17 protein-coding genes and 1 pseudogene are annotated in these 26,569 nt (G+C 55.0%); 11 read left to right on the forward strand and 7 right to left on the reverse strand.

The annotated features are described in order from the left end of the window. Positions 1-254 precede the first annotated feature (254 nt). On the forward strand, positions 255-1,025 hold the full coding sequence (locus ABAC460_RS49175) for a DMT family transporter (RefSeq protein ID WP_235075835.1): 771 nt from the start codon (positions 255-257) through the stop codon (positions 1,023-1,025). 255 nt (positions 1,026-1,280) lie between these two features. After that, positions 1,281-1,517 (forward strand): hypothetical protein, encoded by a 237-nt coding sequence (locus ABAC460_RS41525; RefSeq protein ID WP_023454715.1) that lies wholly within the window; start codon positions 1,281-1,283, stop codon positions 1,515-1,517. Between the two features lie 82 nt (positions 1,518-1,599). Here the strand turns inward: ABAC460_RS41525 and ABAC460_RS48510 are convergent, their stop codons facing one another. The 7 genes and pseudogenes from ABAC460_RS48510 to ABAC460_RS41550 all read right to left on the reverse strand — a co-directional run bounded on the left by ABAC460_RS48510 (position 1,600) and on the right by ABAC460_RS41550 (position 7,936). Further along, a complete protein-coding gene (locus ABAC460_RS48510) occupies positions 1,600-2,874 on the reverse strand; it encodes a tyrosine-type recombinase/integrase (RefSeq protein ID WP_023454716.1) in 1,275 nt (424 codons plus the stop codon). Beyond that, entirely contained in the window at positions 2,861-3,772 is a 912-nt protein-coding gene (locus tag ABAC460_RS41535; protein WP_162150337.1) for a tyrosine-type recombinase/integrase, read from the reverse strand. The genes ABAC460_RS48510 and ABAC460_RS41535 overlap by 14 nt, the downstream gene beginning before the upstream one ends. Positions 3,773-3,781: 9 nt before the next feature. Then, positions 3,782-4,072, reverse strand: a pseudogene (locus tag ABAC460_RS51215) (Arm DNA-binding domain-containing protein); the annotation flags it as partial. After that, complete coding sequence (locus ABAC460_RS50225) at positions 4,044-4,181, reverse strand: hypothetical protein (protein ID WP_162150338.1); 138 nt, start codon at positions 4,179-4,181, stop codon at positions 4,044-4,046. The gene ABAC460_RS50225 and the pseudogene ABAC460_RS51215, both read right to left, overlap by 29 nt. Positions 4,182-4,559: 378 nt before the next feature. Further along, a complete protein-coding gene (locus tag ABAC460_RS41540; RefSeq protein ID WP_023454718.1) occupies positions 4,560-5,477 on the reverse strand; it encodes a plasmid partitioning protein RepB C-terminal domain-containing protein in 918 nt (305 codons plus the stop codon). A gap of 3 nt (positions 5,478-5,480) precedes the next feature. Beyond that, positions 5,481-6,383, reverse strand: a complete 903-nt coding sequence (locus tag ABAC460_RS41545) for a plasmid partitioning protein RepB C-terminal domain-containing protein (RefSeq protein ID WP_031237179.1) — start codon at positions 6,381-6,383, stop codon at positions 5,481-5,483. Further along, on the reverse strand, positions 6,380-7,936 hold the full coding sequence (locus ABAC460_RS41550) for a recombinase family protein (protein WP_023454720.1): 1,557 nt from the start codon (positions 7,934-7,936) through the stop codon (positions 6,380-6,382). Before ABAC460_RS41550 ends, ABAC460_RS41545 begins: the two co-directional genes overlap by 4 nt. A 75-nt stretch (positions 7,937-8,011) precedes the next feature. On the opposite strand from ABAC460_RS41550, the gene ABAC460_RS41555 reads away from it, so the two are divergent. The 9 genes from ABAC460_RS41555 (at position 8,012) to ABAC460_RS41600 (ending at position 26,366) form a co-directional block, all read left to right on the forward strand. Next, entirely contained in the window at positions 8,012-8,629 is a 618-nt protein-coding gene (locus ABAC460_RS41555; RefSeq protein WP_155914705.1) for an HTH domain-containing protein, read from the forward strand. 206 nt (positions 8,630-8,835) lie between these two features. After that, positions 8,836-12,108 (forward strand): SNF2-related protein, encoded by a 3,273-nt coding sequence (locus ABAC460_RS41560; protein WP_023454722.1) that lies wholly within the window; start codon positions 8,836-8,838, stop codon positions 12,106-12,108. After that, positions 12,105-12,812: a DUF4391 domain-containing protein gene (locus tag ABAC460_RS41565; RefSeq protein ID WP_023454723.1), complete on the forward strand. Its 708-nt coding sequence runs from the start codon at positions 12,105-12,107 to the stop codon at positions 12,810-12,812. The genes ABAC460_RS41560 and ABAC460_RS41565 overlap by 4 nt, the downstream gene beginning before the upstream one ends. 11 nt (positions 12,813-12,823) lie before the next feature. Then, on the forward strand, positions 12,824-14,686 hold the full coding sequence (locus ABAC460_RS41570) for a site-specific DNA-methyltransferase (protein ID WP_031237185.1): 1,863 nt from the start codon (positions 12,824-12,826) through the stop codon (positions 14,684-14,686). Positions 14,687-14,696: 10 nt separating this feature from the next. Next, positions 14,697-17,765, forward strand: a complete 3,069-nt coding sequence (locus ABAC460_RS41575) for a type III restriction-modification system endonuclease (RefSeq protein ID WP_023454725.1) — start codon at positions 14,697-14,699, stop codon at positions 17,763-17,765. Between the two features lie 103 nt (positions 17,766-17,868). Next, positions 17,869-18,993 (forward strand): metallophosphoesterase family protein, encoded by a 1,125-nt coding sequence (locus tag ABAC460_RS41580; RefSeq protein ID WP_031237186.1) that lies wholly within the window; start codon positions 17,869-17,871, stop codon positions 18,991-18,993. Then, entirely contained in the window at positions 18,990-21,626 is a 2,637-nt protein-coding gene (locus ABAC460_RS41585) for an AAA family ATPase (protein ID WP_023454727.1), read from the forward strand. Before ABAC460_RS41580 ends, ABAC460_RS41585 begins: the two co-directional genes overlap by 4 nt. Positions 21,627-22,269: 643 nt before the next feature. Beyond that, positions 22,270-23,778: a hypothetical protein gene (locus tag ABAC460_RS41595; RefSeq protein ID WP_031237188.1), complete on the forward strand. Its 1,509-nt coding sequence runs from the start codon at positions 22,270-22,272 to the stop codon at positions 23,776-23,778. Beyond that, entirely contained in the window at positions 23,775-26,366 is a 2,592-nt protein-coding gene (locus ABAC460_RS41600) for a hypothetical protein (RefSeq protein WP_023454730.1), read from the forward strand. The genes ABAC460_RS41595 and ABAC460_RS41600 overlap by 4 nt, the downstream gene beginning before the upstream one ends. Positions 26,367-26,569 lie beyond the last annotated feature (203 nt).

A 26,569-nucleotide genomic window follows, 5' to 3' on the forward strand; every position in this document is an offset into this window, starting at 1 on the left:
TCGCTTTGCGACAGGAGACCTGGCGACGATGGCGATGGCCTGACGCCACGCCCGCGCGGTGTTGTGCGGGACGGCGGCAAAGCGTTCGTCTAGGAAGGGTAACGGATCGGGCATGGCTATCCGGCGACTGCGACTGGGAACAATCCCAAGGTCTGCCGTACGACCAGCCCGCTCAAGTCCTTACGAGCGAAACCGGTATCTCAGCACATACATGATGCTGTTCTGTTCACGGCTCCGATACATTTGGGATTGGCTTGGCGAACACCTCGGCCGCAAGTGCTTCTCTGCTTGTGAATCTTGAAGGCCTTGCGACAATGTCGATTGCCTGGCTCGTGTTTCGAGAAAACGTGGACCGCAGGCTTTTACTGGGCGCATTCGCAATCCTGATTGGGGCCGTCGTTCTGTCATGGAAGGGCGACGCCAGACTTGACACAGGCGGCTTGCTGATCGCGGGTGCATGTCTTGCCTGGGGAATCGACAACAATCTCACGCGCAAACTCTCGTCGGCCGACCCGGTGAAACTGGCGATTATCAAGGGACTCGCCGCAGGCTCAGTCAATTTAGTATTGGCTCTCGCTATGGGCGCCAAATTGCCGGGCGCGGTCGTCCTGCTCGGCGCCGGCATCGTCGGATTTCTGGGCTACGGGGTGAGCCTTGTCCTGTTCGTGTTGGGCTTGCGTCATTTGGGCACAGCCCGAACCGGAGCCTATTTCTCGTTGGCGCCCTTCGTCGGCGCAATTCTGGCTGTTATGCTGCTGAAAGACCATATTTCCTTTCAGCTGATTACCGCCGGCGGATTCATGGCGCTTGGCCTTTGGCTGCACCTGACTGAGCGACATGAACATCTTCACGCTCACGAACCGGTGGAGCATGAACATCGCCACGTGCATGACGAACACCATCAGCACGCCCACGGGCCCGGTGATCCTGAAGGCGAACCCCATACCCACCGCCACCAGCAGCTGCCTCTAACGCATAAGCATCCTCATTTTCCTGACTTGCATCACCGACATGGACACGAGTGATTGAGGTGTCGTTTAAATGGCTTTTGCCGTCGAATACCGTGCCGCTGCTCGCAATTCGAAATTACTCGGGCATCGAATGCGCTTGAGACTCGTCAACAAGCTTCGGTCAATGCGCGTCAAAGTGCCATCGGTCACCGGCGCGTTCCACGCGAGCGGGCGGCCTAGACAGGGTGAGCGTTCAAACACTCCAGTCAAACTGCTATGGTGCCGGCAACGACCTTGGCTCAAGTGATCAGATCGGTTAAGGCTCATAGAATGGAATTTAAATGCGATCTGGTTAGTGTGAGCGCCATGAAGTTAAGCGAATACCAGTTCGACCCGATTGAGCGCGCTCACGAAAAGCAATCGCTTCGCGAGCGTGACGCTGTGCGCCTAGCTTCCGGCGAAGTCTCCGCCCTCGAATTACGTCGCGAAAATGGTATCGCTTCTCATTTGCCTCTGGGCCGCTACCAGATGGTGGAGATAGGTGGACGATCGATCCTGCGTAGCTGAGGCGCCTCGAGGCGAGGATATAGCTGACATTTCAAAATTGCCCCGTCGGCAACGAGCACAACATTCTGCTGATCCAAATTCCTCAATTTGTGGCTCCGTCAATCAGGTCGCTGATTTGCTGTGCAACATCGACGAGGTGTCCGTCGTCGAAATGCGTGTACCTAGCAGTGCTGTCCAGCCTGGTGTGGCCCAGCAGCCGCTGGATGGTCGGTAATGGAAGTGACAGACGGGCCGCCTGGCTTGCGTAGCTGTGCCGAAGGTCATGAAGCCGGATCACACCCAGCTTTGCTTCCCGTTTCATGCGACCCCAATAGGTATCGAGATCAATGCCTTTGCCATATCGCCCCATGAAGACAGGGTCCGTAGGCTTTCCACGTTTAATTCCGGCCAAAATATCTCTTGCCTGGGAACACAAATGGACAATGCGCGCGCCGGTCTTGCTGTCGTCGAGATAGATGCGTGAACCGCGCACTTCTCCCCATGTCAGTCCGACGATTTCGTCCTTCCGGCAGCCGGTCAGCATGATGAGCAATAGCGCCGCACAGTGCGCCGGGCGCCGTTCTCGGCTCGCCGAAATGGCCTGGCCCAGCCTGGCAAACTCATGCTCGTTTAGAAATCGCTCCATTTTGCGGCGCGGGTTCGCCTTGATCAGACGGCAAGGATTACTTCCCTCGGGCCGAAGTCCCCAATCCTCCGCCTTGCGCATGACCGCCTTCAAACGTTCAAAAGCCCGATTGACCGCACCGGGCGCGCCTCGGCGGGTACACTGCACCATCCATTTAGCGACATCTTCATGAGCGATTTCGTCGATACCTTTGTCTACAAAGGCATCGGCAAGATACAGGCGGCGATATTTGTCCTCGGTGTGTTGGCTGCTCGGCTTCCACTGACGCCACATGACCTTCCAGTAGTCATCGAGATAGTCCTGGAACATCGGCAGCTTCCGCGTTCGCTTCCGTTCGTCGGCCAGGTTCCGGTCCGGATCAGAATGATAAATGCAGCGCCGGGCGACGTCGAGCGCGGTCTGCATGTCGATGACATTAGCGTTGCCAATCGTGATCGTGCGATTGCCAGTTACCGCCGGGTACTGGACGATAAACATCTCGCGGCCGGTGGCGTATTCGCGAACTCCGAAACCAGGCTGCTCCTCGAACCAGACCGTCTGGCGCTCCGGTACGGAGTTTCGCCCGACGGCCGGGACCGCCTTCCGACGAGTCGCAGACCTTCGCATAGGAGGGCGGACCTGGCGGTCAGGTGCTATGGGAAGTTCAGACTTGGTAACCGTTAGCAGGCCGAACGCGGCCACTCTCGCACAAAGCTCGTCCATACTTTCGTAGCTAAATTCAGCAGCCGTCATTTTGCCACCCCATCAGCTTCACGATTGAGCCACCCAGTCTTTCTGCGGCATTCGCAATGCAACCATCTGACAGATGCGCATAGCGCTCTGTCGTCTCCGTCAGGGCGTGCCCAAGTAAACGGCCAATGGCATCGAGACTGATACCGTTTTGAATGGCGAGAGATGCATAGCTATGGCGCAGGTCGTGCAATCGTACATCTGGCAGGCCGGCTTTTTTGCGGAACTTCGACCAGAAATAGCTAAGGTTTGCCGTCTGCCCTTTCGTCCCTGTGAAGACGAGCTCGTCGTCGGCCCCACGCGGCAACGTCTCCAGGATCGCCTTCGCCTGCCGGCTCAGCAGGATGGATTTGGGTCCGGTCTTGCTATCCCTAAGCTCAAGCCGACTGTCGGATATTTCGCCCCAGGTCAGGTTGGCAACTTCGCTCGATCGGGCACCGGTATGGATCAACAGCCGGATTGCGGCGACCATGTAGATATCGGCGCATTCGGCCAGGCGGCAGTGCAGCCGCTTCAGTTCCGCAGTATTCAAGAAACGTTGCAGCGGCTCCCTTGCGTACCGTGGCACGCCACGCGCCGGGTTGGAGCCCAGCTTGCGCAGGCCAAGCCGTTCCGCATATTGCATGACCCCGCTAAGGAGAGCGACATCCCGATTAAAGGCCCCTGGGCGATCCGACATCTCATCGCGCCAACGCAAGACGTCATGTTTGCGGATGGCAGCGACCTGCATAGTTGCGAAGGCCGGGACGAGCACATTGTGGATGCTATGGACATTTGTCTTTTCGGTAGATGGCTTCCAGGCAAACGGCCGATCTTCGAAATACTGCTCGACCAGTTCGGAAAAGGTTGCGACCTTGGCGGCGATCTTCGATCGCTTTGGCCGGGTCGGCAGGCCGCGCAAGGCGACCTCCTTAAGCCGCTTGCGCGCCCTTTCCCTCGCGTCTTCAGCGGAAACCCGCTTTACATCGCCAATTGTCCAATTGCGGGCCACGCCACGCTCAACGTACCTGAGGAACCAACTCTTGCGTCCCGTTATGTAACGGCGAAGACCGAAGCCGGGTAGTTCCGTGTCCCATAGACAGGTCTCGTCCTCCTCGCATCTTCGCCTTGCGACGTGGCCCGTCAGATATAGTTTTTGCGGTTTATCCTTACCAATTTCCGTGACAACATGGTCATCCAGAGACACCCGATTCAAAAGCACTTTTTACCTCCTGAGCTTCGAAAAGATCAATCTTTTCAAAGATCAGGCCGCCGAGCAGGGCGTCAGGTGTGCTCAAAAAAGAGCATTCCTCGCTCACAATTTCCGTCACGTTGCTGTTCCTGTTGGGCTATGTTTTTCAATGGGTTAGCGTAAGCCGGCGAGGCTTGAACCCACTTGGCAGTGAATCAAATTCGCCTTGGGAAGTCAAGAAATCATGTTTTGTTCCGCGCTGGCGACAGAATAGCCGCATAAACACCCCGGATTGCCAATGTGCCACGGAAGCCGTTTTGGCACAGCGTGGCGGAAAGCCAACGCGCTCGGCTACACACGCCACATTCCGTCAGGGGCGTACGTAACCGCCATGCTCGAGTCTGTCGCCTCCAGGTGGTTTGCAGAATGGATGCCGACGCGAAAAATTCGGCGAAAGCCGACCGATAGCCCGCGCCATTACCTAATGATGGAGGTGGTCGGGGCTACAAATCTAAAGCTACGACGTGGGAAGGCTACTTATCTCGGAAATACGATGGAACTCGCTGAGAATCTCCGGATGGCCTTGGGCGAGATATCTGACGATCATTATGTTGTTCAGCAAGGTGCTCAAATATCCCTTGGCCAACGTCAAATTCAGGACATCCGTGCCGTAATTGTCCTCGATCAAACGATATTCACCTTGAAGGCTTTCCATCTCAGCTTCCATTCTCGCCATCTGTTTTTCATCGAGCCCCTTGATCTTTTTGGGCCTCTCAGGATGGGCAAGTTGGGGTCGCGGTGTCGCAGCGAGTAACGCCATGGCATAGGCCTTGGTGTAGACACCGGCATCGTTCATTAGCTGGGCAGCTTCGACCTGACGAAGCGACAACATTCGCTTCAAGACGGGGAATGTTTTCGGAGCGACCATCTTATCTTTCAAGAGCTCGACAGCCTCGGCGCAAATGCCGTCTAGCATATTCTTGCGCTCAATAATCCGCTTCACATTAATCGAAAATGCCTCGGCGAGCACGGCTTCGGAAACGCCACGATCGACAGCTTTTTGGATCATTTTGTTTTCTTGGATCGGTGACAGCCGATTGAAATGCTTGTTGTAAGTGAACCCCTCGTCGTCGAGCGAGATTAGGCACTGAACCTCCGTAGCGCCAAGTTCGTTAAGGGCTATCAGCCGGAGGTGGCCGTCCTGGAGAAAGAACGTCGTCGGGTTTTCCACGTTTCGACTGACGGCTGGCGGTTCAATTACGCCGACGGCACGGATAGATGCGACAATTTGTTGGTACTTGTGACTTTTCAGGGTCTTTGGCGAGGTTGCCTTCGTGGGGATGATGTTGCCAATCGCGATGAGTACCGTTTCAAGTTCGAAACCTGCGATGATGCGGCCCGATACCGGCGGGTCGGACGATGATTTCCGAGGCATGCTCTACCCTCTTTTTTCCATTAGTGCCGCAAGCGGCTTGGGAAGAGTGCTAAGACCTTCGGCTCTCAATAGCGTCACGAAATGCTCGTCCCGCATCAAAGTGCGCAGGGCATTGGTCACGAAAACAAGGCGTGTAGCGACGATGTCAGCCTTTCGGGTAAGTAGCCTCTTACGATCCACCTCTTTCTGAAAAATCTTGACCAGGTCGTTCACCGAGACGGGCCGGCCTTCGCTACTTCGCCGGCTCCTTGAACCGCTCTTAAACATTTTACCCTGCTGGCGGCGCGTATCGATGAGCTTCTTGACGGTGAGCAAACGGTTGCCTCGGAGCTGCTTGGAATCGTAGGCCTCCTGGAGCGCCTTCTGTTCATCGGCTGGATTTTCGGCGACGCGGATTGCGAGATAGATTGGCATTTGTCCGCTTTCCACGGCCGCCAACAATCGTTCTTCCCCTTTGTCCATCAGCCGCAGCATTCCATCTGCGACCTGCCAACTCAAGCCGGTCTTTTTTGCAATTGCGGATGCGTCATAACCTTTGCTCCGCAGGACCTCTATCCCCTGCAAGATGTCCGAAGACCTGTGCCGGCGCCGCGCCAGATTTTCAACGAGACTCATCACCAAGGCCTGCTCCTCGCTTGCCTCGATAATCATGGCGGGTATCTCTGCCAATCCACTGGCGATAAATGCTTCAAGCCTGCCCTGCCCGCATATCAGGTCATAGTCTTTTCCCGGCGTCCGAGACTTGCATGGCGTCACCGTGATCGGACGTTTGAGACCCACGGCCTTCATATTTTGCGCGATGTTCAAGAACACCTTTTGGTTTCTTGCCCGCGGATTGAGAACATTAATTCGGTCAATCGGGATGGTTTGGATGGTTCCCGAGGCATGAAAATTGGCCGATGTCATGCGGCAACCGGCCAAGCCGCCCTCTCTGCCAGCATGAAAAACACTTCAAGGTCATCGAAGCGATAGGCATCCAGCGCAAGCGGATTGGTTTCTGCAAAACGAAGCGTGGAAGCCGCGATATCGATGGAGGGAAGAAGGTAGTAATCCAGGATGTCACGATTGTTAGCGGCCAGACGGACAGCAATGGTGATATCAGGCATTAGTCCCGCATCCAGTCGAAGCTTCCATCGGTTATGCCCAGTGGCAGACGCGTAGCAGCGGGAAATCACAATCGACGCTTTGATTTCTTCATTGACGATAAGAAAATCGGTATCGGTATCGGTGCGAACACGGGCGCCAAGGTTGGTGATACGCTCGACAACCCCCGAAACAATATCCGGATGCATGCGGCGAATATGGCGGTTGTCTTCAATGAACGACAAGTCGCGGCCTGGATCATATCCAATAAGCTTGTAGGCGTGACTCAGGCCGCCAAATCGATAGGCATAGGCAGAACTTGATGGCATGTCCTCCGTTTCGTCGATCAGGATACCGGACAGCCATCCCTGCCTGTCATGCAGTGAACGTAGGCGCGCCAACATATCATCATCGCTAAACTTACGGGCACGTTCACGGATAATGCCCTGCGCTGTATAAAAGACCGAAGGATCGATTATGCCCGCAAAGGCGCCGTTCGATCGGACCCACATATCCGGACTGTTCACCACGCGCCGTTTTTTCAATTTAAATGACCGGCGATTGAAGACGTTATTCCCGATATATTTTTCGTTTGTTAGGATGGTGTGAACGACTCCCCTCGTCCATTCGCGCCCTAAATCGGTCGATGTGCCCTGCTGATTCAGCTTGGCGGCAATGGCCGCCTCACGCAGTCCCTCATCCGTGAAAGCCGCGTAAATCCACTTGACGGTGTTAACTTCGTCGGCTGGACCCGCTTCCAAAATCACCCGGTCAGTCTGAAGAGACTTGTGCTCTCCGCGTTTCAAAACGGATTTCAACTGCCGCTGCTCGTCTAACAGCACCCGGCGAAGACCATAGCCGGCGGGGCCACCTTGTCGAAATCCAAGCTCGATCAGCCTGCACTGTCCGGCGAAGACCTTACTGGACAATTCCCTTGAGTATTCCCCAGCCATAGCCCGCTTCACGCCTTTGACAATAGTTGAAACAGGGCTCCCGTCGTTCTCAAACTGCTCGGCCACGTATTGAACGTCTATACCGGCGCGCTTGCAGCGGTATTCGTAAAACGCGCTCTCATCGGCGTCCTGGAAACGTCCCCACCGCGTGACATCGAGCACCAGGATCATCGTGTACCCAGCACCGCCGTGTTCGACATCCTGGATCAAAGATTGCAGGGCGTCGCGACCGCCAAGGCTTAATCCGCTCTTACCCGCATCGGTGTAGGTTCTGACTATGTCGATCTGACGGCGCTCAGCGTATTCGCGGATCGCGTCGGCTTGGTTTTCAGTCGAGTACTTTTGGTGATCGGTCGACATTCTGACGTACATCGCCGCTCTGCGTCGTTCGGCGGGTGCGCTCTCTGATGTCCAATTATCCATGATCGTCTTCCTCGATCCCGAAACTATGCCAGGCCGCTTTTGCGACGACATAAACTTATCGCGGGAGAGAGGAGAATGTCCCGAAGAAAAACAGGGCGAAAATCGGTATCGCAAAGCCCGGACCGGGAATTGGCGCAATTTGTATCGACGGCCCTACGTGAAGATTTCGGGGTAATGAGTTCGGCGGTGAAGCAAATCGCTCAAATCACAGGCGCTCGAATTTCGACGGTTACGAACTGGTATCAGGGAAAAAATGTGCCTGGTGCCAGATACTTATTGCTGCTTGCGCGTTCCTCGCCAACAATCCTACGCTTCGTTTTGATGCAGATTGGCGGTGAGCTCCTTTTGGACGCATATGGCATTTTCGCTTCCCGCGCCACGCCGGCCAACGCGAGCAAAATACCAAACCAAATGCCGGTTTTTCAGGCCCGAAATGTCAGTAAAAATGGCAGTATGGCGCCGCCAAATGGCTTTACCTCTTTGTTCAACCAACGCCAGCAGTGGTTCATCTCAAAGCTGGAAACTGATCCGAACGTCACGGCAGCTGATATCGTAACCTACTGGAAGGTCGGTGTGAGAACGGCTTGGCGTGACATCGAAATTTTGAAACGCACGCGTCGAATAATTTTCGTTGGTAGCAAGCGAAGCGGTCAATACCGCGTCGCTGTTCGTGACGATGGTGACTATGAGTGATTTGAAACAAGAACATGCTGGCAGTTATGCCCGCCTCGGATGGATCGATATCAATTTGGTCGTCAGCGGTTTATCGCAGAATGATGGCAACCTACGGTGTGACGCTTACCGGTGAACTTCCGCCACTATTCCTTGCGGATTCAGCCGTTTCGCTTTAGCTACTTACTTAAAACTAGAGCGATTTGGCTGCCAGGTTCTAATTCTAAATGAAGATAATCGACAATACATCGAATCTCCTCGGCGACGACCTCAAAGAGGCGATGAGCAAAGGCACGCGGTTGAAAATCGCTGCATCGTGTTTTTCGATTTATGCGTATGACGCGCTCAAGACCGAACTTTCGAAAATTGACAGCCTGCAATTTATATTCACGTCCCCGACGTTCGTGCCGACTGATGTGACCGACCGTCTTCGAAAAGAAAGACGCGAGTTTTTTATTCCGAAGTCTTCCAGCGAGAGCGGCATTTACGGCACGGAATTCGAAATCCAACTGCGGAACAAGCTGACGCAGCGCGCCGTCGCGAGGGAGTGCGCAGATTGGATTCGTAAGAAGGCTCGCTTCAAGTCGAATTCGACCAACGCATCGATGCAGCAGTTCGTTCACGTTGCAGCTAATGGGGTTGATGCCGCGTACATGCCGATCAGTGGCTTTACGGCGGTCGATCTCGGCTACCAGAAAGGCAGCGCAGTCTCCAACCTAGTGACGCGCGTCGATGAGCCTAATCACACTGACGTCTACCTTCAACTCTTCAACCAAATATGGAATGACGCCGAAAAGTTGAAGGACGTCACCGCGGCCATCTGCGATCACATCGAATCCGTCTATCAAGAGAACGCACCTGAACGCCTGTATTTTCAGATTCTGTTCAACATCTTTCAGGATTTTCTGGAAGAGGTAAATCAGGATGCATTGCCCAATGATCTCACTGGCTACAAGGATAGCCAAGTCTGGAATAAGCTGTTCAACTATCAGCGGGATGCCGTGACGGGTATCATCAATAAGCTGGAAACCCACAATGGCTGTATTCTTGCCGATAGCGTGGGCCTTGGCAAAACCTTCACGGCTCTGGCGGTCATAAAATACTATGAGCTGCGCAATCGCGCGGTTCTGGTGTTATGCCCCAAGAAGCTGGCCGACAATTGGCGCAATTACAACACCAACCTCAAGACCAACATATTTGCCAAGGACCGGCTGAACTACGACGTCCTTTGCCATACAGACCTGTCGCGAACGTCCGGCGAGTCATTCGGTATTCCGCTGAATCGCGTCAACTGGGGTAATTATGACCTGGTCGTTATCGACGAGTCCCATAATTTCCGGAATAACGATGTCTATAAAGACCGAGAGACGCGCTATCAGAAGCTGATGAACAAGGTGATCCGCGACGGCGTGAAAACCAAGGTTCTCATGTTGTCGGCGACGCCGGTCAACAACCGATTCAACGATCTGCGAAACCAGCTGGCGCTTGCCTATGAAGGGGAGTCAGAGACCCTCAGTAGGAATTTGAAGGCAAAGACGGGCATCGAGGAGATATTCCGGCGCGCACAAAAGGCGTTCAACGCCTGGACCGATCTTCCCGCCGAGGAGCGCACTGCAGCAGCTATCCTGAAAGCGCTCGATTTCGATTTCTTCGAACTTCTGGACGCGGTGACGATTGCTCGATCGCGTAAGCACATCGAGACTTTCTACGACACCAAAGACATCGGAAAGTTTCCGCAACGGCGTAAACCTTTGTCGTATCAGTGTCCGATAACCAGCCGCGCTGATGTCCTAGGGCTCAATGATATTTTTGCTCGGCTGTCGGTGTTGAAACTCGCCGTCTACGCCCCCATCGGCTACATACTGCCCAGTCGCCTGCGAAAATACGAAGAAATCTACGATACACAGGTCGAAGGCGGACGAGGCAGGTTGCGCCAGGCCGATCGCGAGCGCAGTCTGCAAGCGCTTATGACAACGAACTTGTTGAAGAGACTTGAAAGTTCCGTCGAGGCCTTCAGGCTCACGCTTCGCGCGCTGAGCGGAAACATCACTCGGACGCTGGACGCTATCGCCAGCTTCGAGCGTTCTGGCGGTTTTCAGACTGTCAGCGACCTTCTGGCCGATGTTTCACTCGATGATGACGACGACGATCTGGACGGCGCCGACGAATTTACCGTCGGGAAGAAGGTTCAGATCAGTTTGTCGGATATGGATGTGCCGTCGTGGAAGCACGACCTGGAAGCAGATCTATTTCTGATCCGGGAACTGACCACCTCCATGGACTTGGTTGGTCCAGACGATGATGCGAAGCTCCAGCATCTGAAGGGCATTATTGCAGGGAAGCTCGCTGCGCCGCTCAATCCGGGGAACCGCAAGGTCATCATCTTCACGGCCTTCGCCGACACGGCCAACTACCTTTATGCCAACTTGGCGCCGGCACTCCTACAATCCAACGGCCTCCATACTGCCAAGGTGACCGGGTCCGACGCCCCCAAGACCACTCTAAAAAAGAGCTATGATTTCCAGTCGGTCCTCACACTGTTTTCGCCGAGATCCAAGGAGAAGCATCTTATCATGCCCGAGGAGCCAGCCGAACTCGACATCCTAATCGGCACCGATTGCATCTCGGAAGGACAGAACCTTCAGGACTGCGATTATCTGGTAAATTACGACATCCACTGGAATCCCGTGCGCATCATTCAGCGCTTTGGGCGGATTGACCGCATAGGCTCTCCGAACGGCCAGATCCAGCTGGTCAATTATTGGCCGGACATCTCTCTGGACGAGTATATCAACCTCAAGGAGCGGGTCGAAAACCGCATGATGATCGCCGACGTTACTGCCACCGGGGACGACAACGTCCTGACCTCCAAGAGCAGCGACATCGCTTACCGCAAGGAACAGCTCCAGCGCCTTCAGGAAGAGGTCATCGAACTTGAGGATGTACGCACCGGAATTTCGATCACTGACCTCGGCCTCAACGATTTCCGGATGGATTTGCTGAACTATATCAAGGTCAATGGCGAGTTGGATCAACTGCCAAATGGCATGCACGCCGTGGTTCCGGCAAATCAGACCGTCGGCCTAATGCCGGGCGTGATCTTTGCGCTGAAAAACATCCACGACAGCGTGAACGTCAACCAGCAGAATCGTCTGCATCCCTATTATCTCGTCTATATCGGCAACGACGGCGAGATCATCGTCGACCATACCCAAGTTAAGCGTCTGCTCGACCTTATCCGCTCAAGCTGCAAGGGACGTTCGGACCCGGTCCCGGATGTATGCCGGCTATTCAACGAGCGGACGCAGGATGGACGTAAAATGGAGCAGTGCTCCAACCTTTTGAGCGCCGCGATCCGCTCGATGATCGACGTGAAGGAAGAGAAGGACCTCGACAGCCTGTTCAGTGGCGGACGGACGTCGGCCCTGGTTCACACCATTGCGGGTCTCGATGATTTTGAGCTGATTGCCTTCCTCGTGATCGAGGAGGCGACCGGATGACAGGCTTCTTCGACTATCCCAAGGCCGCCGCCTTCGGCCGAGTTTTGCCCAAAAACAAGATTTACGAACATACGGGCGCGGGCGCCGCACTGAAAGACCTCTTCATTACCCAGGTCGATCAGGTCGTCTGGAAGTTCAAGCTCGCACCCGAGACGATCAATCTGGCCGCCACGCGCTCAGTTTCGGAAATTCAGATTTTCAGCGTCAGCCTGCGGAGGCCAGAGCTGGACCTCGACGTGCTGCGCGCCATCGATCGAGCGATTCCATTCCCGCTGATTTTCGAGTTGACCTGGTCCGGCAAGCGGAAGGCGGTCGCGGCTTTCAAGCGACCGAGCGAGGCGGATTCCACCAAATGGGTGGTGAGCGAGTATTTCGAGAGCGGTTGGGACGAAGAAGCGGGGCCGCGCCAACCGCTTCCGGTTTCGCTAAATCTTGGCGCGCTTTACGAGCAAATGTTCAGTGCCTTAATGCCGGAGCAAGCAGCTCCGGACGAGGACATCCAGACTCGGGTAGCGCGCGTGGAAGCGATCCGCGCCAAGACCCGAGAGGTCGAACGCATCAAGGTGCGACTGGACCGGGAGAAGCAATTCAACAGGCGCGTGGCGATCAATGCCGAGCTACGCGTGGCCAAGCAGCACTTGGCCGAACTTCAGCAAGATAAGCTCGCCAAGGCGGACGGCCGCCGGCCCGCAGCAAGCGAGTAAAGGAAGAGATGATGGACAAGCTCAAAATGCACACGCCAGATGTTACGCAGGACAATATCGGGAAGATCCGCGATCTCTTTCCGAGCTGCGTGACAGAGGCGGCCGACGAAACCGGCAAAGTTCGGCTCGCCGTGGACTTTGACCAACTGCGGCAGGAGTTGAGCGACCAAATCGTCGAGGGCGGGCAGGAGCGGTATCGACTTGATTGGCCAGGAAAGCGTGAGGCTGTGTTGGCAGCCAATTCGCCCGTAGCTAAGACGTTGCGACCTAATAGGGATCAAAGCGTCGACTTCGATTTGTCAGACAATCTTTTGATCGAAGGCGACAACCTTGAAGTTCTCAAGGTTCTGCAAGAATCGTTTCTCGGTCAAGTCAAACTGATTTATATCGATCCTCCGTATAATACAGGCAGGGACTTCATCTACGACGACGATTTCTCCAAGAGGGCCGGAGAGTATCTAAATCTGTCTGGGCAGGTGGATGATGATGGCAAGCGGCTAGTGGCCAACACTGAAGCAAATGGCAGGTTTCATTCGGATTGGCTTTCGATGCTTTATCCAAGGCTGCGTCTGGCTAAAAAACTGCTTGCTGAAGACGGAGTAGTGTTTGTTTCGATCGATGACAACGAGGTCGATAGTCTTCGAAAGATTGGAAGCGAGATTTTTGGCGACTCAAACTTTGTCGCCACGATCATTTGGCAGAAGGTCTATGCGCCTAAGAACTCTGCAAACTGGTTTTCTGAGGATCACGATTTTATTCTGGTTTTCGCCAAAAACAAGGAAGTATGGTTTCCAAATCCACTGCCTCGAACGGAAGAAATGGAGGCACGCTACAAGAACTTGGACAACGATCATCGTGGGCCGTGGAAAGCGGAGAACATGACCGCGCGCAACCCTTATGACGCGGGTGTCTATCCTGTCACGACGCCGTCCGGCAGGGTCATTTCCGGCCCGCCAACTGGGACTTACTGGCGTATCAGCAAAGAAAAATTCGCGGAACTTGATGAAGACAATCGCATCTGGTGGGGAAAAGACGGAAACAATTCGCCGGCTGTAAAGAAATTTCTGTCCGAAGTGTCCTCCGGTCGGACGCCACAAACCCTTTGGTTTTATGATGATGTCGGTCACACCCAAGATGCCAAGAAGACTCTTTTAAAATACGTTCCGTTCGAGCACACAGAAAATGTCTTGAATTCTGTCAAGCCTGTCGAACTTGTTCAACGCATCGTTCAATTAGCCACCAAGCCGGAAGAAAAAGCCATAATCATGGATTTCTTCTCCGGCAGCGCTCCGACGGCCCATGCAGTGCTTCAGCAGAACAAGATGGACGGCGGAAACCGGCGCTTCATCGGCGTGCAGATTGCGGAACCTCTCCCTATTCCTGAAGCCCGCATGAAGACCATATTCGACATGGGGCGGCTGCGGCTGCTCAACGTCATTGAGGAATTCAAGGCTGAAGGCGAGGACCTCAAAGGGTTCCGTGTGCTGAAACTCGACGCCTCCAACATGAAGGATGTGTACTATCGACCCGACGAGTTGAAGCAATCTGACCTGCTCGACAAGGTGGATAATGTGAAGGATGGCCGAACGGCTGAGGATCTGCTGTTCCAGGTGCTAGTCGATTGGGGCGTCGACCTCACGCTCCCCATCCGTCCCGAGATCGTGCTTGGTAAGACCGTATTTTTCGTCGACGACAACGCCCTTGTCGCGTGCTTCGACACTGGCCTGACCGAGGATTTGGTCAAGGAATTGGCTGGACGGGAGCCCCTACGTGTTGTTTTTCGTGATACCGGATTTGTATCCGACGCGGTGAAAGTCAACGTCGAACAGATTTTCCGCCAGCTATCGCCCGGCACCGATGTGAAATCGATCTGAGGAGAAGGCTATGAAGCTGAAATTCAAGGTCCATCCCTACCAGACCAATGCCGTCGAGTCGGTCGTCGACTGTTTCGCGGGGCAGCCACTCGTGAGTGGCACAAGCTATCGCATCGACCCCGGCCGGAAGGCGCAAACCAGCGCCTTCGAAGAAGGATTCAAGAATGCCGATCTTCAGTTGGCCGAACCCCAGGTGTTGGCCAACGTTCGCGATGTGCAAAAGCGCCAGAACCTGCCGTTGTCCGACAAGCTGGTGGTCAGCGCGGGCTGCAAGTTTAATCTCGATGTCGAGATGGAGACCGGCACAGGCAAGACCTACTGCTACATCAAGACCATTTTCGAGATGAACAAGCGCTATGGTTGGTCGAAGTTCATTATCATGGTGCCTTCGATCGCCATCCGTGAAGGCGTCTACAAGTCGCTTCAGATTACGGCTGACCATTTCACCGAAAACTACGGCAAGAAGGCCCGATTTTTCATCTATAATTCCAAGCGGCTCCATGAGCTGGAGAGCTTCTCGTCCGACGCCGGCATCAACGTTATGGTCATCAATATCCAGGCCTTTGCCGCCAAGGGCGCGGACAATCGCCGGATTTACGATGAGCTGGATGCCTTTCAGTCACGCCGCCCAATCGATGTCATCGCGTCGAACCGCCCCATCTTGATCCTCGACGAGCCGCAAAAGATGGAAGGCAAGGCGACGATGGAGGCCTTGCCGAAGTTCAAGCCACTGGCGATTTTGCGCTATTCGGCGACACATAAGACGCAGCACAATCGCATACATCGGCTCGACGCGCTTGATGCCTATAACCAGAAGCTGGTGAAGAAGATTGCAGTGCGCGGCATTCAAACCCGAGGCCTCGCGGGGACGAATGCCTACCTGTATCTTGAAGCAATAGAGATTTCCCAAAAGGCCCCCCTCGCCCGTCTTGAATTGGAGGTGCGGTTGAAGTCTGGCGAGATCAAACGCCAGCTTAAGCGACTGGAGTTTAGGGACGATCTTTTTTCGGAGTCTGGCGAGTTGGATCAGTACCGTGACGGGTTCACCATCTCGCAGATCGACTACAACAACGACACCGTAGAGTTTACCAATGGCATCGTGCTGAAAGCTGGTGAGGCAACGGGGGACGTATCCGAACGCGACATCCGGCGCATCCAGATCCGTGAAACGATCAAGGCTCATTTCGACAAAGAGAAGCAGCTTTTTGCTCAGGGCATCAAAGTGCTCTCGTTGTTCTTCATCGATGAGGTAGTGAAGTACCGGGATTATAGCCAGGCCGACGAAAGGGGCGATTACGCACGCGTATTCGAGGAGGAATATGGCCTGCTCAAAGCCGAATATCTGGCTGAACTGGCGCTGGATAACGAGAAGTACCGTGCCTTCCTTGAACGCGACCCGGTTTCCAAGGTTCATGAGGGCTATTTCGCGATCGACAAGCAGAAGCGTCTGGTCGATCCCGACATTAAAAAAACCGGTGAGGACAAAGGGCTCTCGGACGATACGGACGCCTATGATCTGATCCTAAAAAACAAGGAGCGCCTGCTGTCGCAAGACGAGCCCGTGCGTTTCATCTTTTCGCACTCGGCGCTGCGCGAGGGCTGGGACAATCCCAATGTCTTCGTCATGTGCATGCTCAAGCACAGCGACAACATGATTTCGCGTCGCCAGGAGGTGGGCCGCGGCCTGCGATTATCGGTCAATCAGAACGGCGATCGCATGGATCAACCGGCTATCGTTCACGACATCAATGTGCTGACCGTCGTCGCTAGCGAGAGTTACAAGGACTTCGTCGCGGGTCTGCAAAAGGAAATCGCTGAGACGCTTTCCTCCCGGCCACGAAAGGCGACTGAGGCCTTTTTCACGGGCAAGACGTTTGCCACTCCCAGTGGCCCCGTCGAGGTCAGTCCGGCTCTCGCCAAGCAAATCTATCGGTATCTCGTGAAGAACGATTATACCGATGACGCCGATCAGGTTGCCAGCCCGTATCATGAAGCCAAGGCGACCGGAACGCTCGCGACGTTGCCGGAAGACCTGAAGCCCTACGCCGACCAGGTGTTCCAGCTCATTGAAAGCGTCTTCAGTGACGCTCAGCTGCCGAAGATTGACGACGGCCGCAAGCCAAAGACCAATCCGCTAAACGCCAATTTCGATAAGAGGGAATTCCAGGCGCTGTGGTCGCGGATCAACCAGAGGGCGGTCTACCGGGTTGAGTTTGATTCCGACGAACTGGTTCGCAAGTGCGTGAGCGCACTGGACAGTCAGCTGAGAGTGACGCCGCTGCAATATACGGTTCAGACGGGCATCCAGGCTGACGAAATTGGCGATGAGCAGCTGCGGGCTGGCGACGGGTTCCAAGTTACAAACACCGCGACTGAACGGGGTGGCTCCGTCTATTCGCTTGTGAAGTACGATCTGATCGGGAAAATCGGCGAACTTGTGCAGCTTACGCGCATGACGGTCGCGGAAATCCTGACAGGAATTGCGCCGGCCGTGTTTGGTCAGTTTAAGGAAAACCCCGAGCATTTCATCTCGGAGGCCTCCCGGATCATCGCCGAGCAGAAGGCGACGATGGTGATCGAGCGTCTTGCCTACGACGGCCTGACCGAGCGCTATGACGTCGACATTTTCACCGCCAATCAGACCGGGCAAGATTTCTCAAAGGCGAGCGCCAAGCTCAAGAACCATATCTATGACTATGTAGTCACCGATTCCGATGTCGAAAGGCGCTTTGTCGCTGAAATCGACACGAGTAACGAAGTGGTGGTCTACGCGAAATTGCCCCGAGGTTTCCTGATCCCGACGCCGGTTGGAGATTATAACCCCGATTGGGCCATTTCCTTCAAAGAAGGTAGTGTCCGGCACGTCTATTTTGTGGCGGAAACGAAAGGCACGATGTCGTCAATGAAGCTTCGTGAAATTGAAAACACCAAGATTGCTTGCGCCAGAAAGTTTTTCGATGAAATCGGAAACAAGGTTTCTGAGGATCGAGTAAAATACGATGTCGTGACGGACTACGGGAAGCTAATGGATATCGTCGGAGGAGCCGGAGATAAGCCGAGATCTAGCCTGACCGTGTAAAGCAATTTGGCCGCAAGGGGTGGCCTCCAATACCTAGTTGCCGTATGCGACGTATAGCTGTAGGGCTTTCTAACTACGGGTGACTATTACTTGGGAGGGGCTCTTGCGGTTTATTCACACCTCTGACTGGCAATTGGGTAAGCCATTTGGTCGCGCCCCCGAAGAAGCGCGATCCGCACTTCAGGATGCCAGGCTAGATGTGATCGACACTCTCGCCAAAGCGGCACAATCGAATGATGCTAAGGTGGTTTTAGTCGCTGGCGACGTATTTGATAGCCCTGAGCCGGGTGATCGCGTCTATCGTCAAGCCCTAACTCGGATGAAAGCCGCTGAACGGGTCAAATGGGTCTTGTTGCCGGGCAACCACGATCCCGCGCGGTCAGACGGTCTTTGGTCTCGGTTGAAGAACGACGCACCTGAAAACCTTCTGACAGCATTGGAACCAACACCGTTCGAAGTGTTGGATGGTTTATGGGTGCTGCCGGCGCCATTGCTGTACAAGCGCACAATCGATGATCCAACCACGTGGTTTGACTCCGGCGAAACGCCGGAAAGGGCTTTCCGAATTGGACTGGCTCATGGGCCGGTTGTTGAATTCTCAAGCACTCAGACCGCGAATAACTTGATTGCCGTCGATCGCGCGAAGACGGCGAAACTGTCCTATCTGGCGTTAGGCGACTGGCATGGGCGTCGACAAATCGACGCCTACACCCACTATTGCGGCACGCCTGAGCCCGATGACTTTGGACGTGAGGTAACGGGCATGGCCCTTCTTGTGGACGTGTCGCAGAAGGAGGCGCCCGATGTCGTTGAAATCCCGACTGGTCGCTATTTTTGGCGGTCGGAAACCTGGGATTTGCGTAGCGGCGCTGACTTGTTGCGGGAACTCAACGGTTTCGCCCCTGAAGTTGATCGACGCAACTTGGTAGCTCGCCTAAAACTGTCAGGTCTTGTGTCACTTTCGGATCGAGCCGAGGTTCGGAACGTCCTTGAAAATGAGTTTGCGCATGAGATTCGTTGGCTCGATCTCCAGGCCGGCGATTTGTTCGTTAGGCCCACAGACGATGATATGGCGGATATCGACTTAAACGGTGTATTGCGCGAGGTGGCGGAGCGCTTAAGTTCGATGGCTGCGGCCGACGGAATGGTGGGACGGAGGGCGGCATCGGCTTTAGAACGTCTCTACATTGAACAACAGAAGTTGCAGCGTCGTGGAGTTAGCGAATGATCATCCGCGACGTTTCTATCGAAAATTTTCGAAAATTTCGCAAACCCTTGGTGCTAAATGGGTTTTCATCCGGTATAAACCTGCTCGCCGAACCAAATGAGACCGGTAAATCGACTATTCTGGAAGCCATGCGAGCAGTATTGTTCGAGCGGCATGGTTCGAAGAGCGAATGGATTCAATCTTTTAGGCCGCACAGTGATGATGTTGCGCCGACCGTTGAGATGACGTTTGAGGTCGGCAAAAATACTTACAAGCTCCGTAAGCGCTTTATTCAAAAACCGGAGGTCGTTCTGGAAGGCCCCGACGGCCGATTCACGAGCGATCAGGCGGAGGAACACCTGCAGTCGCTGCTCGGGTTTTCAAGACCAGGCAACCGCGGGGCCGATTGGGACTCGCGTGGTGCCCTCGGGTTACTTTGGGTCGAGCAAGGCCAGTCTTTTTCACTCGACGCTCCCGGACAAACGGCGAGGCGGACTTTGGAGGAAGTGCTCGCGGGGCAGGTCGGAACTGTCACTGGTGGCCGTCGGACTACGGCTATCGTCGAGGCCATAGAGAAAAGCCTCAGTGAGCTTTTGACCGCAAGCGGAAAGCCCACAAAAAAGTATGCTGAAGCTATAAGAGAGGTCGAAGATTCCGAAGCGGAGGCTGAGGCGGCTAGAATTGAGCTGGGCGAGTTCGGCTCAATCCTTGATGCCCTCGAAAGTAACCGAAACACTCTTCGACGATTAAATCGTGATCTAAACGACCCTGAACGCGAAGCTCAAATTAAGCAGCTGAACGAAGATATACAGGGCGCGCAAGTCGCACATTCAGCTCTGCAACTCGCCGAACTCAAACTCAAAGAAGCTACCGGTGCGCACGACGCCTTGGAAAAGCGCGCGACACGCCGTGCGACACTTCAGACCGAACTTGAGGCTGCAAGGAAACGGCTGAGCGGGCAAGAAATTAAGGCCAAGGAGAGTATCGAAGCGGTTGATCGTGCGCGAACTTCTGCTGCCGAAGCCAATGCCGCTTTGGACGCCGCCCGCTTAGTGGCTGTCCAAACAGCAAGCGCCCGACAAGCTGCGGAAGCTCGCCGAGGTGAAATAAGGCGCGCCAAATCCTTGGCTATCGCATTCGATCGGCTTGATGCCGCGGAATTGCTCGCGAAGGAAATCGGGATCGTTGCCACCACCCTAGCTCAAAACAAAATTTCTAAGGAGGCAATTGACTCGCTAGAGTCCGCGGATCGGAAAATACAGACCCTCAAGGTCAAGGCGGCAGCCGGCGCCGTGCATCTGCGCATGCTTTTTGAAATTGGGGCCCCTGAAATACGCGTCAACGGCGTCGTTGTTTCACCCAATTATGAAGCCTTGTTTGCTGACGAGCAAACTGTTGAGCTGGCGGGGCTTGGCAAGATAACCATCGAGCCTCCTCAGGGAGGTGAATCGGCGCTTTTGGCACTTGGTGCTGCGGAAAGTGACATGTCTTCGTTGTTGCGAGAGCTCGATGTCGCGAACTTGGCGGAAGCTCACCTCTCTGCTCGTTCAAGGCAGGATCTTGAGCGAAAGCACGATGAGCTAAATGCGCGTCTTCAATATGCGTGCCCAGCGGATGCCGAGTTACAAATTGCCGAAGGCCTCGATGCACTGCGCGGAGCGCTAAGCGCGCTTGAGCGTCCAGATAGCAAATTATTTGCCGATGTTGGAACGGACGATACCAAAGAGATCCAAGCCTATGAGGACGCCCAGTCAGCACTTGCTGGAGCAGAGGGAAGACGAGAGGCCGCGCAAAAGACCTTACAAGAAGCGGAAATAGCTGAGGCCAGGATTTCTGGCGACATGGTGCCGACGCAAAACGATATCGACAGGCTAAGTACCGAAGCCAGGTCAGAGATCTCCGAACTCAGCGAAATTGCTCTTGCCGAGATATTGTCGCACGCAAAGTCCCATGAGGGGCGGATGATCCTTGAGCATGACCAGTTCAAGCGCGCCGCTGAGAGTTTTGACCTTTCAGCGTTGACCAAGAAGCGCGACTACTTGAACAAACAAATCAAGGCGATGGCGGATGAACGGCCTGAACTTACCAGGCGGATTGGTGCGCTGGAGCAGCAAGCAAAGGACCTGGGGGGCAAGGGCCCCGCTGCGCGCGCGATAGAGGCTTCGGAGCTCCTCGACGCCGTGATAGCCAAACGAGATCGAATTGCTGAAGAGGCCGAGGTCTTGAGCCTGCTTTCCAATGTCATAAAGGTTGCACAGCAGGAGGCGTCTATACGGTACCTGGCCCCGATTACCAAAAAGGTCGCCCCGTATGTAAAACAGTTAATCCCAAATGCGAATATGGCATTCGGGGAGGATTACATCCCTCAATCACTGATCCGCGGCGATCGCACTGAAGCGACTGCGCACCTTAGTAAGGGCACGCAGGAGCAGTTGGCGGTGCTGACTCGCATTGCGTTTGCAGATTTGCTTCTGGAAAAGGGCAAGCCAGCGTCTCTGGTACTCGATGACGCCTTGGTGTTTGCAGATGATGACCGGTTCGAAACTATGCTCGACATCTTGGGGGACGCGGCAAAACGAATGCAAGTGATCATACTAAGCTGCAGAACCGCCGCATATAGGCCATTGAAAGCCAACCGAATTATGATTGAATAGCCGGCTCCGTGCGAAGCTCGTCCATATTTAGAATATAATCAATTCATCGGTTTCGCGTGCAAGCTCCCAGAATTCCACAGAGGGTGGAATTATGTGCGCCTGAGTTCGACGAAAATACGCCAAGAGTGACTCGACCTTGCCTGTACGCAGGCTCCGCTCCACCAGGAAGATTTTGTGGTAGTCTGCTGGAAGTAGAACATTGCCTCCGCCCAGTTTTTCATTTTGGCACTGGGTATGTTTCCGCTCACGGTCCAAGTCTGTGATTTGCACTCCACGATGATCTTGGGGTTGTCCGATCCTAGATCAAAGGCGTGATTCTTCCGGACATTGCCCAAGCCACACGGAACCTTGTGGTTCATTTCGACCGCAACGCCTTCCCGTAGAAGCGCTTGCTGTGCTCGCAACTCAAAGGCACGACCAACGTGACTGTTGCTGATCGACCCGTCTCGCTGAAAATTTCCCATGCCTTCGCCCCCTTCTGCCTCAACCTTACACAATTGGCGCGTGTCGTTATATAAGCTTGTGACGGAGCGGCCCTTCCTCGATAGTCACGCGGTCTTTTGTCTTATGGAAACGACAATTCCCGTGGTAAGGCGAACTCGAAACACGGTACACCTTGGACTTGTGGGGGACGACGAAGCGCATGCTCTTTTGGAATGCCGACATACTCGAGGACACGCAGGGCCTCGATATTCTTGGCGTCCGCGCGCTCGATCAGGGTATCGAAGCAAACCTGGTCAACGGCATCACGACGGTTTCGGCGCGCGGCCGATATTTCTCCATCCTGCCTTGGGCCATCAATGAGTTCTACAAGACGACCATCGCAGCGAATGGCTCGTTCGTTGCCCATGACCTAAACAACTACCTCACTCGGGTCGAATTCCTGATTAACGCCGCTTCGCAAGTCGATCCGACAGGAAAGGTCGGCGGCGCTATTCTCGGTAGTGATGTTTTCGCCGACAAGCTGCGCGCCCTAAAGGCAGGACAGGCGGTGCCGCTGCCTCCCTCCAAGAATAGCCGCATCCTCAACATCTACTACAACCCGTGCAAAGGCGTCGGGCTCCTTGATGATGGCGCTTCGGCGCAGTCGGTTCCCTATCGTCTGACACAGCGCGGACAGGATCTGTGGGCGGCGCGGAATGCGGGTCTCAATGGATCACCGCTTCTAACACTCCTTTTTCAGGGCGGCGATGTAACGCCGGAATTAGCCGCGCTGGCTGTTGCTGAGTTTTCCTTGGGTAGCCTTTCCGTTGACGACGAAGAATCGAAAATCCTGCGCCATGCCTTTGAGAACCCGTGGGAAGCTTCGCACCCACACAAAGCTATTGTGGAGACTCGATACAAGAGCTTCGCGCAGACGTTGGAGTGGATCGACAGCTGGACCGCAGAAGGTTCGCTTTCAGCCAACCGCGTACTGGCCAACAATCTCAAGGCCTGCAGCCAAGGCCAGCGGCAAGACAAAGCGTCCCTCTCCTGGGCGGAGTATGAGTGGCGCCGTCGCCAGCATTTCACGCTGGAGCTACTTCTTTCAGCGGTCTGCGGTGTGCTCAATGACTTTGGAGACGCGGCACCTGCTGAAATCACCGACACAGTTGAACGAGAGGCCAGGCATGATGGTCGCCTCATGCAGTTGTGGCCCGCCGCCAAAGACGCTTGGAAAGGCTCGGGGAAGGAGGCGGCAACGTCGGTCCCGACAAACCTCATGCTCGATGCAGCCCTACCGTTCGATATCCTCAACGACCTGCCGTCCCCCGACAAAATGTTGATGGCGTTTGCTCTCCTCGCGGCCATCGAAGCCCAGACGAGAGCATTCCGGCGACCTGACGCAACCAATGATGTCAGCCAGATCAGCAACCTCGCACTTGCGATGGCTCAGGGCTCAACCGAAGTGCCGTTTAAGGCGTTACTTCATGAGTTGATGGAGCGTTGCGCGATCGTCCCACATCTGCAGGTGACTTTGCGCAAAATGTCTAATGGCCAAAAATGTTCGCTGCGCTTCTTCACTGATGGCGAGTTGTTGCGCCTTACCGCCAACAAAAGCCGTGCAGGCAACAGCGGTAGTCGTCTCGACAACACGATTGGCATTCTGACCGATATCGGTGTGTTCAAGAAGGGTCATAACGGGAGGCTAATGCGGGTGGAGGCGGCGTGAACGAATTCAACGTCATCGACCGCCTTTGCAGCGGAATAAAGAAAGCTACAACCGCTGTCGTCCTGACGCACAACATCGATTTTCTCTTCGTGGAATCGATCCTACTTCCCAAACTCCGCGAGATCGGCTCCCCTCAATTAACCATCTTTGCGGATGCAGCTTGCGCCGCCAATTCTTATCGCTCGCAAGTCGGGCTTCTTTCCAAGCTTGGCTCCCGCTACCGCGTCGTACCCGTCGAACTTGGACCCGCAAGGCGCTTCCACCCCAAAGCACTCTTCTTGTGCGGTGAAGACAACGCTGTCCTCGCCGTAGGAAGTGGCAATATCACTCATGGAGGATGGAGCGCGAACCAAGAAATCTGGTCCGACTTTGCCCACCCTGGCGATGGTGGAGGACAGATCGCCGCTTTCCGGGATTACCTAGAACGCATCTTGGCGCTCGTCCCAGATGCGCAGCGACTTCGAAGCCATACGTCCGGAGCCTACGCCGAACCCAAGAACTTATGGATAGGGAGCCTGCCACCGACTTTCGGACTCGCGTTCACGCCTTCCGAAGTAACCATGCTCGATCAGATTCTCGCTTTCACGGGAGAGAACATCGAATCGATCGATATGCTCAGCCCTTATTTCGATGACGAGGGTGCGGCGCTCAAGTCCTTAGCATCGATTGCGCCGCAGGGATTAAATGTACTGATGCAGCCAGGTCGTGCGGGGTTAGCTGCTGGCGCTGCCAAAACACTCCCCGCGTCTGTTCGCCTCAAGACAATCGAAGCGCTCTCTGAAAAGAGCCGCAAGAAGTTCCTCCATGCGAAGGCCTATGTGCTCCGCTCCGCGACCAGAACGGTCATAGCGAGCGGCAGCGCAAACTGTTCAAGAGCGGCACTGCTTGCCACACACGAATGGGGGAATGCTGAATTACTGGCTCTTACAATGGCCGATGATCAAGAGGTTTCAGACCTCTTCGATGGCTTCACGATCAACGACGCTCCACCTGACCTACCGATGACGCCACTTTCCGATGATTGGGAGCTGGAGTCGCCCGATCTGCGGATTATGACCGCGCGCAGGGAGGGTACGCACCTGGAGGTGCGCTTTAAGTCTGCGAGGCCCCTTGCCCGGCTGTTTATGATGCCACCCACGCCAGAGGCGCCGTTGATTGAGTGCAAGGCATTCAAGGACGGTAGTGCAGACTTCATAATCGAGGGGACGGCGCGTTCGCTTTCCTTGCAAGGCATCGCCGCCGATGGAGAGACCGTGGTCTCCGCGCCGAGCTGGATCGATGACGAACGTTCGTTGCGGATGGCCGCGCCTGAGCGAATGCTCAAAGACAAGCTAGATGATGCAGCCGCGCGCGGCTCTCTGACAGGCGCTGAATATTTGCGAATCCTGGAGCTGTTTGATCTCCATACGCAAAGAAAGCCCGCAGGGGGCGGACGCGCCGGTGCAAGCGATGACGAGCAAGACCCTGATCCGATCCCGTTCACGGAGGACGATATCTACTCCGAAGGCTTTGGGCGGCCACCGTCACTTTTCAATCCCACTGTGCCGATTGGGTACGGAGAAAGAGATGCGCTCGCTCTGTTCGCGGCGTTCTTTGAAACGCGCCAAGCCCCAACACCTCGCCCATCACCACTGCCCGGAGATGGCGGAGGCAAAGATGGTGACGATCTAGACGAAGACGCAAAGCCTCAGGAAGTAAAAGACGCCGAAGACAAGGAGGACCGGGCAAAGCTTGGCCTAAGGGTCGTGCGGCTCTTGAAGAAAATCGTAGAGTCGATTGCGAAACCGGCATTCGTGGAAAGCCGCACTGCGCCGGAGCTTGCGCGTGACCTCGGGTTTCTCTCGATGTTGATGACCATGGCGCGCAGCGACGGGAACCTCCCCGCTGCCACTTACCGCGAGCAGACATTATCGCTGTGGCGCGCGCTGTTCTTTGGTGCGGACGGCAAAAGCGGCCTCATCCCAATGCGGATATCCGCGCTTGAAGTCGAGGAGCAGACCCGCTTCATTCGTGAGATGCACTCACCGAGGCTGTCTGCGGCAATGACTCTGTGGTGCATGCTCGATTGGCACAACGCGGATCAGGAGGCCAAGCAGTTTCGCTTCGCCGCTGCCTCGCTCGCCGCGAAGTATCGATGGCTTTCGGAAGGCGGCACGCAGGAGCAAATCCTCACAGAACTGCAGAACATCGCGGACACGTTGTTACCCTCACAGGATCGAAGCGCGCTTTTTGGCCTCTGGGTGAACTGGGTGCGGGATGGACATGCGTTCGAGACAATCGCAAACGCTCTCGGAAAATACACCCAGCTCGAACTTGCGGCCCTGTGCACGCGGGAGAGTTTGTCGGCTGGCGCATTGACATGGCAGATCGGACGCGGTTATTGCACGCTTTCCATGGCCGACAAGAAGTCGGCGGAAAAGTTCACGCTTCTGCCCATCGATCAGAGCGCAAAGATGCTCGTGCAAACGAAGTATCTGGCTCCGCTTCAGGAAATTCTGAAGGTCAATATCGGCGTCTCCGACAACGTCAAAGGACAGCTGTTCTCCTTGATGCACGCGATCGGTTACGATCTTCACCCCGCAGCGTGAAGATGCCCTTCCCCCTCCGCCACGACGCAAGAACTCAACCGCGCGCTGCGCGTGTGCGGCAGCCGAGAAGATCGCGCGCTAGTCGTTCTTCTTAGCTTCAGCTCCTCGTCCTTCACAGCCGATTGCAGCAGTGAATCGTAAGCAATGGGGCGGTTCCGCTTCTCGCCGCTCAGGGCACGCACAAAAAGGAGTCCTTTTTCGGC

This window comes from Asticcacaulis sp. AC460 (genome assembly GCF_000495795.1).
Classification (GTDB): Bacteria; Pseudomonadota; Alphaproteobacteria; order Caulobacterales; family Caulobacteraceae; genus Asticcacaulis.